The sequence below is a fragment of the Nocardioides albidus genome (genome assembly GCF_006335005.1).
Lineage (GTDB): Bacteria > Actinomycetota > Actinomycetes > Propionibacteriales > Nocardioidaceae > Nocardioides > Nocardioides albidus.
Genome location: NZ_VDMP01000027.1, coordinates 598,264 through 615,467, shown reverse-complemented (window position 1 = coordinate 615,467; position 17,204 = coordinate 598,264). Strand labels below are relative to the sequence as shown.

Here is a 17,204-nt window from a genome sequence, read left to right as displayed (position 1 = left end):
GGTCGCTCCTGTCACTCCACCGTGACGGACTTGGCGAGGTTGCGGGGCTGGTCGACGTCGTGGCCGAGCACGGTGGCCAGCTCGCACGCGAACAGCTGCAGCGGCACGATCGAGACCAGCGGCTGCAGCAGGACCGGGACCTTCGGCAGCCGGATCAGCACGTCGGCGTACGGCTCGATCGAGGCGTCGCCCTCCTCGGCCAGGCAGATGGTGCGGGCGCCGCGGGCGCGCACCTCCTGGATGCCGCTGAGCATCTTGCCGTGCAGGTGGTCACGGCCCTTGGGCGGCACCACGCAGAGCACGGGCAGGCCCTCCTCGATCAGCGCGATCGGGCCGTGCTTGAGCTCTCCGGCGGCGAAGCCCTCGGCGTGGAGGTAGGCCAGCTCCTTGAGCTTCAAGGCGCCCTCGAGCGCCACGGGGTAGCCGGCGTGGCGGCCGAGGAAGAGCACGGAGCGGGTGCTCGCGTGGTCGGCGGCGAGGCCGTAGACCTGGTCGGCGGTGCCGAGCACGGTCTCGATGTGGTCGGGCATCGCCTCGAGGTGGCGCATGATCTCGTCGATCTCGTCGCCGAACCGGGTGCCCTTGACCTGCGCGATGTAGAGCGCCAGCAGGTAGCAGGCGACGAGCTGGGTCAGGAAGCCCTTGGTGGACGCGACGCCGATCTCGGGGCCGGCATGGGTGTAGATCACGGCGTCGGACTCGCGCGGGATCGAGGAGCCGTTGGTGTTGCAGATCGCCAGCACCTTCGCCCGCTGGCTGCGCGCGTGCCGGATCGCCTGGAGGGTGTCGGCGGTCTCGCCGGACTGGCTGATCGCGACGATCAGCGTGGTGGAGTCGATGATCGGGTCGCGGTAGCGGAACTCCGAGGCGAGCTCGACCTCGACCGGGGTGCGGGTCCAGTGCTCGATCGCGTACTTGGCGACCATGCCGGCGTAGAACGACGTCCCGCACGCGATGATGATGATCTTGTCGACGTCGCGCAGCTCCTCGTCGGCGAGCCGCATCTCGTCCAGCTGCAGCAGCCCCGACGGCGTACGACGCCCGATCAGCGAGTCGGCCACGGCGCGCGGCTGCTCGAAGATCTCCTTGCGCATGAACCAGTCGTGACCGTCCTTCTCGGCCGACGAGAGGTCCCAGTCGACGTGGAAGCGGCGCGCCTGGACCGCGCGGCCCCAGAAGTCGGTGACCTCGACCGCGTCGCGGGTCATCACGACGATCTGGTCCTGGCCCAGCTCGAGCGCCTCGCGGGTGTGCTCGATGAACGCGGCGACGTCGGAGCCGAGGAAGTTCTCGCCCTCGCCCAGCCCGACCACCAGCGGGGAGTTGCGGCGGGCGGCGACGACCTTCCCGGGCTCCTCGGCGTCGATCGCGACCAACGTGAACGCGCCGTCGAGCTTCTGGCAGACCCGCTGCATCGCCGTGGTGAGGTCCTCGCCGGACTGCACCTGCAGCTCGAGGAGCTGCGCGACGATCTCGGTGTCGGTGTCGGAGAGCAGCTCGTGGTCGTCGGCCTCGAGCCGGGCGCGCAGGTCGAGGAAGTTCTCGATGATGCCGTTGTGCACCAGCGCCACCCGGCGCCCGGGGCCGGTGTGGGGATGGGCGTTGACGTCGTTGGGCGGACCGTGGGTGGCCCAGCGGGTGTGGCCGATCCCGACCTCGGCGACCGGCATCGGCCGCTCGCCGAGCGCCTTCTCCAGGTTGGCGAGCTTGCCGGCCCGCTTCTCGACGCTCAGCGCACCCTCGTGGACCACAGCGACGCCGGCGGAGTCGTAGCCGCGGTACTCGAGCCTGCGGAGACCGTCGATGACGGTGTCCTGGGCCGACTGTGGCCCGACATATCCGACGATCCCGCACATGGTCGGCCAGTCTAGGACGCGGCGGTCCGGCACGCCGCGTCCGGATCAGGGACGCGCCGGGCCGGCCTCGGGACCCGGCTGGAACAATCGAGCGCATGACGACCGGCAGCCCGGCGGAGACCCACCACGGCGACGAGTCGCCACGGGAGGCGTCGCCGTACGTCGAGCTGGACCGTGCGGCCTGGGCCCAGCTGGCCGCGGAGTGGGACCAGCAGGGCAGCCCCCTCGGCAGCGACGAGGTGATGCGGCTGCGCGGCATCGGCGACTCGCTGGACCTCGACGAGATCCGGGACGTCTACCTGCCGCTCTCCCGCCTGCTCTCGCTGCGGGTCAACGCCGCGACGCGCCTGCACCACGAGCAGGAGCAGTTCCTGCATCGTCGCACTCCCCCGCGCACGCCGTTCGTGATCGGGTTGGCCGGCTCGGTGGCGGTCGGGAAGTCGACCGCCGCGCGCGTGCTGCAGCAGATGCTGGCCCGCTGGCCCGAGCACCCGAACGTCGCGCTCGTGACCACCGACGGCTTCCTCTACCCCAACGCCGAGCTCGAGTCGCGCGGCCTGCTGCAGCGCAAGGGGTTCCCGGAGTCCTACGACCGCCGGGCGCTGCTGAAGTTCGTCATCGACATCAAGTCCGGCATCGACGAGGTGGAGGCGCCGGTCTACTCCCATCTGGTCTACGACGTCGTGCCGGACGAGAAGGTCGTCGTGAAGCGGCCCGACATCGTGATCGTCGAGGGCCTCAACGTCCTGCAGCCCGCCCGGGTCCGCGACGACGGCCGCACCGGCCTGGGCCTGTCGGACTTCTTCGACTTCTCCGTCTTCGTCGACGCCAACACCAACCACATCCGCGAGTGGTACGTCGACCGCTTCCTGCGCCTGCGCGAGACCGCCTTCCGCGACCCCAACTCCTACTTCGCCCGGTACGCCGCCCTCCGCCACGCCTCCGCCGTCGACGAGGCCCGCCGGATCTGGGACTCCATCAACGGACCCAACCTGGTCGAGAACGTCCTGCCCACCCGCTCCCGGGCGACCCTGGTCCTTCGCAAGTCCGTCGACCACACGGTGAAGTACGTGCGGCTGCGCAAGATCTGACCGGCCCGCGTCGTCGCGAGGGCGGGCCAGGCTCATCCGAGCTCAGCCCACGTCGCGGCGCAGGGTGGTCAGCCTCCCGAGCACCGCGAGCCCGGCGGCGTACCCCAGCAGCACGAGCACCGCCGCCCAGCGCGGCAGCAGGTCGACGGTGCCGGTGCCGCCGAGGAAGGAAGCACCGATGAGCGAGTCCGCGGCACCGCCGGGCAGGTAGGCGGCGGCGCCGGCCAGCGCGTCGACCTGGCCGAGGCCGACCCGGACGATCGGCTCGACGAACTGGGTGAACGCGAGGATCACCACGATCGCGGCCACATGGTTGGACAGGACGCTGCCCACGGCGACGCCGATGACCGCCCACAGGGCGACGACGACCACGCCGAGCAGCAGGCCGACGATCACGTCGCCGTCGCCGAGGAACGCGCCGTCGCCCTGCGCGGCGAGCAGCGGCGCGCCGCCGGCGACGGTGGCGAGCTGGCCGACGACGCCGGCCGCGAGCCCGATCGGGACCACGGACAGCAGCTTGGCCAGCAGGAACCGGGTGCGGTCCGGCTCGACGAGCAGGCTCTGGGTGATCGTCTTGTGCCGGAACTCCGTGGTCATCGCGAGGCTGCCGATGACCAGCGGGAAGACGTAGCCGACCCCGTTGACCAGCGAGTACGTCGCCCGCGCGGCGTCCTCCCCGACGAGCGGCGCCTCGACGCCCTCGGGCACGAAGGCGAACGACGCCGAGACGGCGGCGCCGACGAAGGCGAGGTAGCCGACCATCACGACGAGCAGCAGCCACCAGATCCGGGTGCTGACGAGCTTGCGGTACTCCGCGAGCAGCGCGGCCCTCGTGGGGTGGGTCATCGGTTCGCCTCCGGCCGCGTGAGCTCGAAGAAGAGCGCCTCCAGGTCGACGTCGCGGCGGACCAGCTCGTGGAGCTCGATCCCGGCCGTGTGGGCGGCCGCACCGACCTCGGCCGCGGTCGCGCCGTCGACGACGAGCCCGTCGCCGTCGGCGGTGGTGGTCCAGCCGCGGTCGGTGGCCAGGGTGGCCAGGACGTCGGGTCGCGGCGCGACGACGTACGCCGCCGGCGTGGCCCGGGTGCGCAGCTCGGCGAGCGAGGAGGCGTGCCGGAGCCGGCCCTGGGCGATGACGACGACCTCGTCGACGCTGGCCTCGACCTCGCGCAGCAGGTGGCTGGAGACCAGCACCGTGCGCCCCTCGGCGGCGAACTGCCGCAGCAGGCGCCGGATCCACACGATGCCCTCCGGGTCGAGCCCGTTCGTCGGCTCGTCGAGGACGATCACGGGCGGGTCGGCGAGCAGTGCGGTCGCCAGCCCCAGCCGCTGGCGCATGCCGAGCGAGTAGCGGCCCACCCGCTGGCTCGCCGCGTGATCGAGGCCGACCGCCTCGAGCACCTGGCGGCACCGGGCCCGGGACACGCCGACCTGGGGCGCGAAGACCTCCAGGTGACCGAGCCCGGTGCGGCCCGGATGGAAGCTCGACGCCTCGAGCGCGGCGCCGACGACGCGTCCGGGCCGGGGATGCGCGGCGTACTCCCGGTCGCCGACCAGAGCACGTCCCCCGGTGGGCCGGGTCAGGCCGAGGAGCATCCGCAGGGTCGTCGTCTTCCCGGCTCCGTTGGGGCCCAGGAAGCCCGTCACGGCGCCGGGACGCACGGTGAACGTCAGGTCGTCGACGGCTCGCACCGCTCCGAACTGCTTGGTGAGGCCTTCGATCGCCAGGACGGGCGCGCTCATGGTGACACCTTGCCAGTTCGCCGCCTGGGGGCTCCCGGCGGGGTCAGAGCGCCAGGCGCTCGCGGACGACGTCCGCGAGGCGCTGGGCGACACCGTCGGCCTGCTCCGCGGTGGGCGCCTCGACCATGACGCGGACCAGGGGCTCGGTGCCCGAGGGGCGCAGCAGCACGCGTCCGGAGGCGCCGAGCTCGGCCTCGGCACCGGCCACGGCCTCGAGGAGCGCGGGGTCGTCGGTGCGGGTGCGGTCGACGCCGCCGACGTTGACGAGCACCTGCGGGAGGCGGGTCATCACCCCGGCGAGCTCCTGCAGCGAGCGGCCGGTGGTGGCCATCCGCCGGGCGACGTGGAGGGCGGTGAGGATGCCGTCGCCGGTCGTCGCGTGCGCGCGCATGATGACGTGGCCCGACTGCTCCCCGCCGAGGCTGAACCCGCCGCGGCGCATCTCGTCGAGGACGTAGCGGTCGCCGACCGCGGTCTGCACGACCTTCACGCCGGAGGCCTCCATCGCCTGGAGCAGACCGAGGTTGCTCATCACGGTGGCGACGAGGGTGTCGTCGACCAGACCGCCGGACTCGCGGAGCGAGAGGGCGAGGATGCCCATGATCTGGTCGCCGTCGACGATCTCCCCCGTGTGGTCGACGGCCAGGCACCGGTCGGCGTCGCCGTCGACCGCGAAGCCGGCGTCGGCGCCGTGCTCGAGCACGGCCTTCTGGAGCAGGGCCAGGTGCGTGGAGCCGCAGCCCTCGTTGATGTTGAGCCCGTCGGGCGAGGCGCCGATGGTGACGACCTCGGCGCCGGCCGCGGCCAGCGCCCGGGGGCCGACCTCGCTGGCGGCGCCGTGGGCGCAGTCGAGGACCAGCCGGAGTCCGGCGAGCGGCTTGCCGGCGGGCGCATCGAGGGTGCGGACCAGGTGGTCGACGTACTCCTTGACCGTGGGGCCGTAGGGCGTCACGCGCCCGACGGCGGCGCCGGTCGGGCGCTCCCAGTCCTGGCCGAGGAGCGCCTCGATCTCCCGCTCGAGCTCGTCGTCGAGCTTCACGCCGCCCCGGGCGAGGAACTTGATGCCGTTGTCGGGCATCGGGTTGTGGGAGGCGCTGATGACCACACCGACGTCCGCGCCGAGGGCGTCGGTGAAGTAGGCGACGCCCGGGGTGGGCAGGACCCGCAGCCGCAGCACGTCGACGCCGGCGGAGGCGAGGCCCGCCACCACGGCGTGCTCGAGGAACTGGCCGGAGATCCGGGTGTCGCGGCCGACGACGGCGAGCGGGCGGGGCCGGCTGTAGCCGCCGTGCTCGACCAGGACCCGGGCCGCGGCGCTGCCCAGGTCGACCGCCAGCTCGGCGGTCAGCTTGTCGTTCGCGAGGCCGCGGACGCCGTCGGTCCCGAAGATGCGTGGCACGTGCTACCCCCTGCGGGAGCTCGATGGTGCGGGTGAAATGGCGACAGGGCCACGGACCGCGGCAGCGGTGCGTGGCCCTGTCGTGGTGATCCGGGCTGCGTCGCGTGCCGGAGTGCCTCGCAAGGCGGAGCCACGAAGGCGACCTTAGAGCGGAGCGGTCGTCGAGTGGCGACAACGCCGCGAGGTGCCCGGCACGCGGCGCAGGATCAGCGCTTGCTGTACTGCGGGGCCTTACGGGCCTTCTTGAGACCGGCCTTCTTGCGCTCGGTCGCACGCGCGTCGCGGGTCAGCAGACCGGCCTTCTTCAGCGTCGGGCGGTAGGCGTCGAGGTCGACCCCGTTGAGCGAGCGGGCCACACCGAGGCGCAGCGCACCGGCCTGGCCGGTGATGCCGCCGCCGTGGATGCGGGCGATCACGTCGAAGCGGCCCTCGAGGCCGAGAGCCGCGAAGGGCTCGTTGACGACCTGCTGGTGCAGCTTGTTGGGGAAGTAGTCGTCGATGGTCCGGCCGTTGATGGTCCAGTTGCCGGTGCCGGGCACGATCCGCACGCGGGCGACGGCCTCCTTGCGGCGGCCGGTGGCCGCGCCGGGGGCGACGGTGACGGGGCGGTCGTCGGCGACGGCCGACGCGGAGGTCTCGCTGGTGTAGGCGACACCCTGCTCGTCGGTCTCGAAGGTCTCCTCGACCTCGTTCACGTTGTCAGTCACTTGGTAGTCCTCAGTCCGTTCAGATCAGTCGAGAAGTCACTGGGAGATCTGGGTGATCTCGTAGGGCACGGCCTTCTGGGCCTGGTGGGGGTGAGCCGGGCCGCTGTAGACCTTCAGCTTCTTGATCATCTGCCGGCCGAGGCGGTTCTTCGGCAGCATGCCCCACACGGCCTTCTCGACGGCCTTGCGGGCGTCCTTGTCGAGGACCTCGCCGATGGGGGTCGCGGTCAGACCGCCCGGGAAGCCCGAGTGGCGGTAGACCATCTTGTCGGCACGCTTGTTGCCGGACAGGGCGACCTTGTCGGCGTTGACGATGATGACGAAGTCACCGGTGTCGGCGTTCGGGGCGAAGATCGCCTTGTGCTTGCCGCGCAGCAGGTTGGCGGCGGTGACAGCCAGGCGACCGAGGACGACGTCGGTCGCGTCGATCACGAGCCAGGCGCGCTCGACGTCACCGGGCTTCGGAGCATAGGTGCGCATGATGCGTACCTCTTCCTTGCTAGTTCGTTGCCCGTACGGCGGACGCCGTGCGGGTTGCCGTCGGCGGCTCATCGACCGGGCCGCCTCGGGCGACATCTCCTGACGAACTCAGCCCGGCCCACGCACGCTCGTCTCTCGACGATCCGTGAAGCGATCCGGGTCTGCCCCGACGACCACCCGGGGGCGGCGTACGAAGCGGCAGAAGACGCGACCTGCAAGGCTACGGCGACGTCGTCACGAGGGCCAAATCCCGGCCGCGCGGAGCACCGCTCCGAATCACGCCCGACTCACGCTTCGGGACACCGCCTTCCGGCGAGGCGAGGGAGGCGACTAGGTTGCAAGGGTGACTGACTCTCTCACCGTACGCGACAACCGCACCGGCGCGGAGTACGAGATCCCGATCACCGACGGCACCATCAAGGCCGCGGACCTCGGGCAGATCAAGCTCAACGACGACGAGCCGGGCCTCGCCACCTACGACCCGGGCTTCGTGAACACGGCCTCGTGTCGCAGCGCCATCACCTTCATCGACGGCGACAAGGGCATCCTCGAGTACCGCGGGTACCCGATCGAGCAGCTCGCGGAGAAGTCGAACTTCCTCGAGGTGGCCTATCTCATCGTCCACGGCGATCTGCCCAGCAAGGAGCAGTACGACGCCTGGGTGCACGAGATCACCTATCACACGTTCGTGCACGAGAACGTGAAGGGCTTCATGGAGGGCTTCCGCTACGACGCGCACCCGATGGGGATGCTGATGGCGTCGGTGGGGGCCCTCTCGACGTTCTACCCGGAGTCGAGCAAGATCGCCGACCCGGACAACCGGCACATCCAGATCGTGCGGATGATCGCGAAGATGCCCACGCTCGGCGCCTGGGCCTTCCGTCACGCGCAGGGCAAGCCCTACGTCTACCCGGACAACGAGCTCTCCTACGCCGAGAACTTCCTCTCGATGCTCTTCAAGATGAGCGAGACGAAGTACGCCGCCGACCCGCGCATCGCGAAGGCGCTCGACGTGCTGTTCATCCTGCACGCCGACCACGAGCAGAACTGCTCGACCAACGCAGTGCGCTCCGTCGGCTCCTCGCAGGTCGACCCCTACTCGGCCGTCGCCGCCGGCATCGGCGCGCTCTACGGCCCGCTGCACGGCGGTGCCAACGAGGCGGTGCTGAAGATGCTGCGCCGCATCGGCACGGTCGAGAACATCCCGGCCTTCATCGAGGGCGTCAAGAACGGCGAAGAGCGCCTGATGGGCTTCGGGCACCGGGTCTACAAGAACTTCGACCCGCGCGCGAAGATCATCAAGAAGGCCTGCGACGACGTCTTCGAGGTCACCGGGGTCAACCCGCTCCTCGCCGTCGCCAAGGAGCTGGAGAAGATCGCGCTCGAGGACGAGTACTTCATCAAGCGCAAGCTCTACCCCAACGTGGACTTCTACTCCGGTCTCATCTACGAGGCCCTCGAGTTCCCGCCGGAGATGTTCACGGTCCTGTTCGCGATCGGCCGCACCCCCGGCTGGCTCGCACAGTGGCTGGAGCTGACCCAGGACAAGGAGCAGAAGATCGCGCGCCCCAAGCAGATCTACACCGGCGACCGCGGCCTGACCTTCGTTCCCGCCGAGGAGCGCTGGGCCTGAGGCCGTAGCGGCACATCTCCACGCGACGACCCCGGTCACCTGGTGACCGGGGTCGTTGCGCGTCCCGCGCCGCTCAGCCCTTCGGGTACGGCGGCAGCGCGGCGTCGTACAGCCACGGCCGCAGCAGCGCCTCGACGTCCGAGCCCGTGCGCTCGGACGCGAGGTCGAGGAACTCCTCGGTGGTGACGGAGTCCCCCGCCCGCGAGGCCGCCCACTCACGGAGCACGTCGAAGAAGGCGTCGTCGCCGACGGCGACGCGCAGGGCGTGGAGGGCGAGGGCGCCGCGCTTGTAGACGCGGTCGTCGAACATCAGCTCCGGGCCGGGGTCGGCGAGGATCAGGTCCTGGTCCAGACCGGTGAGCCGCTCGTGGTGGTGGCGGGCCCACTCGTCGCAGGTGCGGGGCCCACCGCTCTCCTCCGACCACAGCCACTCGGCGTAGCAGGCGAAGCCCTCGTGCAGCCAGATGTCCTGCCAACGGCGCAGGGTGACGGCGTTGCCGTACCACTGGTGGGCCAGCTCGTGGGCGATCAGCCGGACCTGGGACCAGTCGGAGGAGCAGAAGTTGCGGCCGAACGTCGACAGGCTCTGGCTCTCGAGGGGGATCTCGAGCTCGTCGTCGGTGATCACGGCGGCGTACGCGTCGAAGGGGTACGGGCCGAAGACGCGCTCGAAGTAGGCGAGCATCGCGGGCTGCTGGTCGAAGGAGTCGACGAGGTCGGCGTCCGGTGGCGCGACGGTGCGGGTGCGCGCGTCGTGCTCGGTCGCCGTGTAACGGCCGATCTGGACGGTCGCCAGGTAGGTCGCCATCGGCCGGTCCATCACCCAGGTCCAGCTCTCGCCGCTCGCGCGCCGCTCGTGCGCGGCCAGGGATCCGTTCGAGACGACGGTGTAGCCGGCGGGCGCGGCCAGCGTGATCCGGTAGGTCGCCTTGTCGTCGGGCCGGTCGTTGCACGGGAACCAGGTGGGTGCGCCGTGCGGCTGGGCGGCGACGATGACGCCGTCCTCGAGCTCCTCCCAGCCGGCGTCGCCGTGATGCTTGGCGACCACCGGCCTGGGCGAGCCGCCGTACTGGACGGTCAGCCTCAGCGCCGCACCGGCCGCGACGGCACGGTCGAGCTGGATCACCAGCCGGTGGTCGCGGGCCGACCACTTCTTGATCCGTGCGCCCTCGAGGCGCAGCTTCGACACCCGCAGGTGCGCGAGGTCGAGCACCAGGCGTGCGGTCGGCTCGCGCACGACGAGGTCGAGGACCGCCGTCCCGGTCAGGCGGTTGCCGTCGGGGACGTAGGCGAGGTCGAGGTCGTAGTGCCGCACGGCGTACGACGGGTCGCCGTGGCCGGGCAGGTACGGGTCAGCGGTGGGCAGGAGCGGCACGGACGGACCTCAGTCGGCCCACGGACCGATGGGATTGCCGATCCACCGCGTCTTGTCCGGCACGGACTCCCCCCTCATCACCAACGACACCGGGCCGACCGTAGCGTGCTTGCCCAACGACGCGGCAGGCAGCACCACCGAGTTGGGGCCGACGGTCGAGCCCCGGTGCAGCCGGACCGTGTCGGTGGCGAGCAGCCGGTCGTGGAACAGGTGGGTCTGCACGACGCTGCCCTGGTTGACGACGGAGCCGTCGCCGAGCTCGACGAGGTCGGGCTCGGGCAGCCAGTACGACTCGCACCACACGCCACGGCCGACCTTCGCGCCCATCGCCCGGAACCACACCGCGATCAGCGGCGAGCCCGTCGCGAGGCCGGCGAACCACGGGGTCGCGACCACCTCGACGAAGGTGTCGGCCAGCTCGTTGCGCCACACGAACGAGCTCCACAGCGGGTGCGACCCGGCTCGCACGCGACCGACCAGCAGCCACTTCGCGAGGATCGCGACGACGGCGGCGACGAGGCCGGCGACCCACAGCAGGACGGGTACGGCGAGCGCGCCGGCCAGCGCACCGTGGTCGACCGACACCGCCAGGGTCCCCAGCGCCACGGCGAGCTGGAGGAGAACGGCGAGCGTGACGGGCAGCAGGCGCGCGATCTCCCAGCAGGCGCGGGCTACCTTGAGGCGGGTCGGCGGGGCGTAGGTGCGCTCGTCGGCGGATCCTTGCGCGGAGCGACGCAGCGGTGCGGGCGGGCTCCCGAGCCACGACTCGCCGGCCTTCACCGTGCCGCGGGCCGGAGCGGCCGAGAGCACCGCCACCAGGGAGCGCTTCGGGACCTTGCGGCCGGGCGCGGCCATCGCGGAGTTGCCGACGAACGCGCGCTTGCCGACCTTGACCCGCTCGGCGCGCAGCCAGCCGCCGCCGAGCTCGTAGCCGCCGATCAGGGTGTCGTCGGCCAGGAACGCCTGGTCGCTGACGCTCACCAGCGACGGGATCATCAGGGCGGTCGAGGCCTCGACGTCCTTGCCGATCCTCGCGCCGAGCAGCCGCAGCCAGCCGGGGGTGAGCTGCGAGCTGTAGAGCGGGAACAGCCAGGTCCGGGCCTCGTCGAGCACTCGGATCGTCGACCAGATGCACAGTGCCGGGCGGCTCTGCAGCGGGTGCGCGCCGGCCTTCACGCCGAGCGCGAGCAGCCGCACGGCGGCCAGGACGAGGGCGGCCAGGACGACGAAGCCGGCCAGCACCGCCGGCACCAGCCAGGGCGCGAGCGTCGCGGCCGCGTCCCCGGCGCTGGTGGTGCTGCCGACGTCGGCCAGCAGCAGGACCGGGACCGCGACGACGAGCACCGCGATCGCGGGCAGGCAGGACAACAGGCCGGCCACGGCGCCGTACGCGATCGCCCACGTGCGCAGCGAGCGGCGCGACGCCGGCGGGCGCTCGGCCCACGGCCCCCGGGCGACCGAGCTCATCCGGGCCGCCGGGGCGCCGGACCAGAACTCGCCCGTCGGGACCTCGCCGAAGACGGCCGAGCCGGGCGCGACCTCGGCGTCGTCGCCGACGACCGCGCCGGGGCACAGCATCGAGCGGGTTCCGATCCGGGCGCGGCGGCCGATCCGGATGCCGCCCACGTGCAGGGTGTCGCCGTCGATCCAGTAGCCGGTGAGGTCGACCTCCGGCTCGACCGACGCGCCCTTGCCCACGGTCAGGTGGCCGGTCACGGGCGGCAGCGAGTGGAGGTCGGCGCCGCGGGCGACCTTGGCGCCGAGGAGGCGCGCGTACCAGGTGATGTACGGCGCCCCGGCGAGCCGGGTCGCGCCGAGCTCGTCGGCCATCCGCTCGGCGGTCCAGATCCGCAGGTGGACCTTGCCGCCGCGTGGATACGCACCCGGCTCCACGCCGGCGAGCACCGCCTGGGCGAGCTTGGCGGCCACGAGCATCCGCCCCGGCGGGCTGACGAAGACGGCGAGCAGCAGGACGAGCACCCACCACGGCGCCGCAGGCAGCCACCCGACGTCGAGGACGTCGTGGCCGAGCCTGGCGAGGGTGAGGATCCCGGCGATCCAGCGCGGAGCCGCGAGGGCGCGCAGCAGCGGGATCGCCAGCACCTGGCCGACCTGGGTCTTGCGCGGGATCGGCTTCACCTTGCGGCTCTGCTCGGCCAGCACGGACGGCTCGAGCCCGTCGAGGAAGCCCGCCAGCCCGTCGACGGTCGGGTTCTCGTAGAGGTCGGCGACCGTCAGGTCGGCGTGGTCGGCGCGCAGCAGGGTGACCACCTGCGCGGCGGTCAGGCTGCCGCCGCCCAGGTCGAAGAAGTCGGACCTCGGGCCATCCGGTGCGGCGCCGATGACCTTCTGCCAGACCTCGGCGATCCGGGCCGAGGTGCCGTGCAGGCCCGCGTCGGCGGGGTCGGCGGCGGCCAGCGGCCAGGGCAGCGCGTCGCGGTCGACCTTGCCGGAGGTGCGGGTCGGGATGTCGTCGACGACCGCGAGCCGGGGCACCAGCGCGGCCGGCATGGTGGCCCGCAGGTGCGCGGTGGCCGCCGGGCCGTCGTACTCCGCGGTGGTGGTGAGGTAGCCGACGAGGAGCTGGTTGCCGGTCGACGTGCGGCGTACGGCGGCCGCCGCCGCGCTCACGCCGGGCAGCGCCAGCAGCGCGGAGTCGATCTCGCCGAGCTCGATCCGGCGCCCACCCACCTTGACCTGGTCGTCGGCACGGCCCGCGAACAGCAGGCCGGCGTGGTCGTTGACGACGATGTCGCCGCTGCGGTAGGCGCGCTCCCAGCCGAGGGTCGGCATGGGTGCGTACTTCTCGGCGTCCTTGGCGGGGTCGAGGTAGCGGGCCAGGCCGACGCCGCCGATGATCAGCTCGCCGCGCTCGCCCTCCCCCACGGGCTCGCCGGTCGCCGGGTCGACCACGGCCAGGTCCCAACCGGCCAGCGGCAGGCCGATCCGGACCGGACCCTCGGCGTCGACGAGCGCGCCGCACGCGACGACGGTGGCCTCGGTGGGGCCGTAGGTGTTCCACACCTCGCGGCCGGGTCTGACCAGGCGGGCGGCCAGCTCGGGCGGTAGCGCCTCGCCGCCGAGGATGAGCAGTCGGACCCGTTCCAGCGCGTCGTCGGGCCACAGGCTGACCAGGGTCGGGACGGTGGAGACGACGGTGATGTCGTTGGCCGTCAGCCAGCGGCCGACGTCGACGCCGCTGCGCACGAGCGCGCGCGGCGCGGGGACCAGGCAGGCGCCGTACCGCCAGGCCAGCCACATCTCCTCGCAGCTCGCGTCGAAGGCGACGCTGAGGCCGGCCATCACCCGGTCGGCCGGGCCGATCGGCGCGCCCTGGAGGAACAGGGCCGCCTCGGCGTCGACGAAGGCCGCAGCGTTGCGGTGGGTGACCGCGACGCCCTTGGGGGTCCCGGTCGAGCCCGAGGTGAAGATGACCCAGGCGTCGTCCTCCACGCCGGGGTCCCTGCGGTCCCGCGCCGCTGCCTCGCGCCGGGACTCGATGACCAGACCGGGGCCGATGACGGCGCAGGCCCGCGCCTCACCGAACACCAGTCGGGCCCGTTCCTCGGGGTCGTCGGCGTCGACCGGGACGTAGGCGGCACCGGCGAACAGGACCCCCATGATCGCGACGTACAGGTCGGTCGTCCCGGACGGCAGCCGGATCCCGACCTTGTCCCCCGGCCCGACCCCGAGCTCGGCGAGCTCGACGGCCACGATCTCGGCCGCCTCCGCGAACTCGGCGTAGGTCACCGTGTCGTTGCCGCCGTCGAGGGCCATCGCGTCCGGGTGGTCGGCCGCCGTACGACGGAACACGTCGACGAGCGTGCGCGGCGCGGGTGCCTCGGCGCCGCGGAGCAGGGGGTTCACCTCTCGATCCTTGTCGATGCAGGTGAACGGAGCTTGAACCCGCCGGGGTGCGGGTCGTTGTGCGGGTTTGTGATGTGGGCCACAATCGGCGAGGTGAGTGCGACGACCGAGCCCCAGCCCCCCGCCCCGTCCACCGCCCGGCGGGCCTGGCCGCCCGCGACGCCGCCGGAGCCGACATACGTCGAGGACCGGCTCAACCACTGGGCCGCGGCCACGCCGGATGCCGAGGCGATGACCTACCTCGGGCGCACCTGGACGTGGAAGGAGTGGCACGAGCGGGTGCACCGCGCCGCGGGCGGGCTGCGGGACCTCGGGATCGCGCGCGGCGACGTCGTCTCGTTCCTGGACAAGAACCACCCGGCCTGCGTGGAGATCAGCCTGGCGGCCGGGTCGATCGGCGCCGCGAACGCGATCATCAACTGGCGCTCGGCCGGCGACGAGATCGACTACGCCGTCAACGACTCCGGGGCGCAGGTGCTCTTCGTCGGGCGGGAGCTGATGCCGACCATCGCGGCGATCCGCGACCGCCTCCCGAACGTCCGCAGGATCATCGAGGTCACCCCCGAGGGCGGTCCGGACGACGAGTACGAGCAGTTCCTCGCCGAGTCGCCGGTGTGCGACGACGGACCCGACGTGCTCGAGGACGACGTGTGCCTCGTCATGTACTCCTCCGGCACCACCGGGCGTCCCAAGGGCGTCATGCTCACCCACCGCAACATGGTCCAGCACACGATCAACGCCCACGACGGCTGGGGATTCGAGCCCGGCGACAAGTCGATGGTCGCCATGCCGCTCTTCCACGTCGGCGGCTCGTCGTACGTCCTGTTCGGCATCCACGACGGCGTCCCCAGCGTGATGACGCGCGAGCCCGACGCCGCCTCGCTCGCCGGGGCCATCATGGCCGGCGCGAACCGCACCTTCCTGGTGCCCGCGGTCCTCGCGCAGGTCCTCCAGGGCGGGCCGGACGCCGTGAAGCTGTTCGGCGCGCTGCGCACCTACACCTACGGCGCCGCGCCGATGCCGCCGCCGCTGCTGCGCGCCGCCATGGAGGCCTGGCCCGAGACCGACTTCATCCAGGTCTACGGACTGACCGAGGTGGCCGGCGTCGCCACCCACCTGATGCCCGACGAGCACCGCACCGCGGAGGCCGACGGCCACCCCGAGCGACTGGTCTCGGCCGGGCGACCGATCCCCGAGTGCGAGGTGCGGGTGGTGGACCCGGCCACGCTGGCGGAGGTCGCGACCGGCGAGGAGGGCGAGATCTGGCTGCGGACGCCGCAGCTGATGAAGGGCTACCTCGGCAAGCCGGAGGCGACCGCCGAGGTCATCACCGAGGACGGCTGGTTCCGCACCGGCGACGTGGGCCACGTCGACGAGGAGGGCTACGTCTTCGTGTCCGACCGGATCAAGGACATGATCATCACCGGCGGGGAGAACGTCTACTCCCCCGAGGTGGAGCGGGTCCTCTCGGAGCACCCGGACGTCCTGGAGGTCGCCGTGATCGGCGTACCCGACGCGACGTGGGGTGAGTCGGTCAAGGCCGTCGTGGCCCTCAAGGACGGCTCGGACGCCTCCGAGGCCGAGCTGGTGGGCTGGACCCGCGAGCGGCTGGCCCACTTCAAGGCACCCCGCTCGGTCGACATCGTCGACGCCCTGCCCCGCAACCCCACGGGCAAGATCCTCAAGCGCGAGCTGCGCAAGCCCTACTGGCAGGGCCAGGACCGGCAGGTCTGAGGGCCCGAGGCGATCGAGGCGCCTCAGAGGAAGTCCTCAACCCGTCCTCAGCCGGATCACAGGGAGGGCTCGCACAGTGGAGCCATGAGCCAGGTCCTGCCCCCGATCCCGCCGTCGCAGCCGGCGCCGCCCGTCCCCCCGTCGTTCCCCCCGCCCTCCCCCGGGTGGGCGCCGCCCCACCGGCGCCCGCGGCGGGCCGGGTTCGCGGTGGCGGTGCTGACCGGTGCGCTGCTGGTCGGGGGCGGAGCCGGGCTCGGCGGCGCCGCGCTCTACGACGCCGCCACCGGTGACGGCAGCGGCAGCGGCGGTACGTCGTCGCTGCCGGTCGTCGACAACGGCAACCGGCCCGCGGCGTCGGGCAGCGTCGAGTCCGTCGCCGCCGCCGTCCTCCCGTCCGTGGTGGCCCTCGACGTGAGAGGCAGCGGGGGCGAGGGCAGCGGCTCGGGGGTGGTCCTCGACTCCGAGGGGCTGATCCTGACCAACGACCACGTGGTGACCCTCGGCGGACAGATCCCGGCCGACCAGGCGGAGGTCACCGTGTCGTTCAACAACGGCGAGAAGGTGCCCGCGACCGTCGTCGGCACGGATCCGCTCACCGACACCGCGCTGGTCGAGGTCGACGGCGTCGCCGACCTCAAGCCGGTCACCATCGGCAAGTCGAGCAACCTCGACGTCGGCGAGCAGGTCGTGGCCATCGGCTCGCCGTTCGGCCTGGACGCGACGGTGACCAGCGGCATCGTCAGCGCCCTCGACCGTCCCGTCGAGGTGGCGCGCGACGCCCAGGGCAACGCGACGGCGTACCCGGCGATCCAGACGGACGCGGCGATCAACCCGGGCAACAGCGGCGGACCTCTGGTCAACATGGACGGTCAGCTGGTCGGCATCAACGCCTCGATCCGCTCCACGTCGTCGGGCCAGGGCGCCGAGTCCGGATCGATCGGGCTCGGGTTCGCGATCCCGATCGACGAGGTGCTGCCGATCATCGACCAGCTCCGGGCGGGCGACACCCCGACCCACGCACGGCTGGGCATCCAGGTGTCCGACGTGGCAGGCGCGGCCGGCTCGAGCGACGCGACCCTCAGCGGCGCACGGATCGCCGAGATCGAGCGGGGCTCGGCCGCCTCGGACGCCGGGCTGCGGCAGGGCGACGTGATCACCGCGATCGACGACCACCGGATCGAGGGCACCGAGGCGCTGATCGCGACCGTGCGCTCCTACCGGCCGGGAGAGACGGTGAAGATCACCTACCTGCGCGACGGCAAGGAGAGCACGACCGAGCTGAAGCTCGGATCGGACGGTTGAGCCTCCCCCGAAGACGCG

General features: G+C 72.3%; 12 protein-coding genes. 4 read left to right on the top strand and 8 right to left on the bottom strand.

The annotated features are described in order from the left end of the window. Positions 1–11: 11 nt before the first annotated feature. Positions 12–1,856 carry a glutamine--fructose-6-phosphate transaminase (isomerizing) gene (glmS, locus tag FHP29_RS21325; protein WP_139624858.1) on the bottom strand — a complete coding sequence of 615 codons (1,845 nt, stop codon included), beginning with the start codon at positions 1,854–1,856 and terminating at the stop codon, positions 12–14. Positions 1,857–1,951: 95 nt separating this feature from the next. Between glmS and coaA the strand changes: the two genes are divergently transcribed. Further along, positions 1,952–2,947 carry a type I pantothenate kinase gene (gene coaA, locus FHP29_RS21320; protein WP_139624857.1) on the top strand — a complete coding sequence of 332 codons (996 nt, stop codon included), beginning with the start codon at positions 1,952–1,954 and terminating at the stop codon, positions 2,945–2,947. A gap of 42 nt (positions 2,948–2,989) precedes the next feature. Here coaA and FHP29_RS21315 read toward each other — a convergent pair whose 3' ends face one another. The 5 genes from FHP29_RS21315 to rplM all read right to left on the bottom strand — a co-directional run bounded on the left by FHP29_RS21315 (position 2,990) and on the right by rplM (position 7,275). Then, a complete protein-coding gene (locus FHP29_RS21315) occupies positions 2,990–3,793 on the bottom strand; it encodes an ABC transporter permease subunit (protein ID WP_139624856.1) in 804 nt (267 codons plus the stop codon). Then, positions 3,790–4,689, bottom strand: a complete 900-nt coding sequence (locus FHP29_RS21310; RefSeq protein WP_139624855.1) for an ABC transporter ATP-binding protein — start codon at positions 4,687–4,689, stop codon at positions 3,790–3,792. Before FHP29_RS21310 ends, FHP29_RS21315 begins: the two co-directional genes overlap by 4 nt. Before the next feature lie 43 nt (positions 4,690–4,732). Further along, positions 4,733–6,088, bottom strand: a complete 1,356-nt coding sequence (gene glmM, locus FHP29_RS21305; protein WP_139624854.1) for a phosphoglucosamine mutase — start codon at positions 6,086–6,088, stop codon at positions 4,733–4,735. Between the two features lie 206 nt (positions 6,089–6,294). Beyond that, a complete protein-coding gene (gene rpsI, locus FHP29_RS21300) occupies positions 6,295–6,795 on the bottom strand; it encodes a 30S ribosomal protein S9 (protein ID WP_139624853.1) in 501 nt (166 codons plus the stop codon). Positions 6,796–6,831: 36 nt separating this feature from the next. Next, the gene (gene rplM, locus FHP29_RS21295; protein ID WP_139624852.1) at positions 6,832–7,275 is read right to left on the bottom strand and encodes a 50S ribosomal protein L13; all 444 of its coding nucleotides are present in this window, start codon (positions 7,273–7,275) and stop codon (positions 6,832–6,834) included. Between the two features lie 343 nt (positions 7,276–7,618). Here rplM and FHP29_RS21290 point away from each other — a divergent pair, with 343 nt between their 5' ends. Beyond that, the gene (locus FHP29_RS21290) at positions 7,619–8,908 is read left to right on the top strand and encodes a citrate synthase (protein WP_139624851.1); all 1,290 of its coding nucleotides are present in this window, start codon (positions 7,619–7,621) and stop codon (positions 8,906–8,908) included. 73 nt (positions 8,909–8,981) lie between these two features. Here FHP29_RS21290 and FHP29_RS21285 read toward each other — a convergent pair whose 3' ends face one another. Both FHP29_RS21285 and FHP29_RS21280 read right to left on the bottom strand, forming a co-directional pair. Next, entirely contained in the window at positions 8,982–10,283 is a 1,302-nt protein-coding gene (locus FHP29_RS21285; RefSeq protein WP_139624850.1) for a M1 family metallopeptidase, read from the bottom strand. Positions 10,284–10,292: 9 nt separating this feature from the next. Further along, entirely contained in the window at positions 10,293–14,150 is a 3,858-nt protein-coding gene (locus FHP29_RS21280) for a Pls/PosA family non-ribosomal peptide synthetase (RefSeq protein WP_240044650.1), read from the bottom strand. Positions 14,151–14,243: 93 nt separating this feature from the next. On the opposite strand from FHP29_RS21280, the gene FHP29_RS21275 reads away from it, so the two are divergent. Then, positions 14,244–15,884 (top strand): long-chain-fatty-acid--CoA ligase, encoded by a 1,641-nt coding sequence (locus tag FHP29_RS21275; RefSeq protein ID WP_205014309.1) that lies wholly within the window; start codon positions 14,244–14,246, stop codon positions 15,882–15,884. A gap of 84 nt (positions 15,885–15,968) precedes the next feature. After that, positions 15,969–17,186: a S1C family serine protease gene (locus FHP29_RS21270; RefSeq protein WP_139624848.1), complete on the top strand. Its 1,218-nt coding sequence runs from the start codon at positions 15,969–15,971 to the stop codon at positions 17,184–17,186. Positions 17,187–17,204 lie beyond the last annotated feature (18 nt).

Bases quoted from the DNA above. Each gene is read 5' to 3' on its own strand.
- glmS (WP_139624858.1), bottom strand. From the start codon at position 1,856: ATGTGCGGGATCGTCGGATATGTCGGGCCACAGTCGGCCCAGGACACC.
- coaA (WP_139624857.1), top strand. From the start codon at position 1,952: ATGACGACCGGCAGCCCGGCGGAGACCCACCACGGCGACGAGTCGCCA.
- FHP29_RS21315 (WP_139624856.1), bottom strand. From the start codon at position 3,793: ATGACCCACCCCACGAGGGCCGCGCTGCTCGCGGAGTACCGCAAGCTC.
- FHP29_RS21310 (WP_139624855.1), bottom strand. From the start codon at position 4,689: ATGAGCGCGCCCGTCCTGGCGATCGAAGGCCTCACCAAGCAGTTCGGA.
- rplM (WP_139624852.1), bottom strand. From the start codon at position 7,275: ATGCGCACCTATGCTCCGAAGCCCGGTGACGTCGAGCGCGCCTGGCTC.
- FHP29_RS21270 (WP_139624848.1), top strand. From the start codon at position 15,969: ATGAGCCAGGTCCTGCCCCCGATCCCGCCGTCGCAGCCGGCGCCGCCC.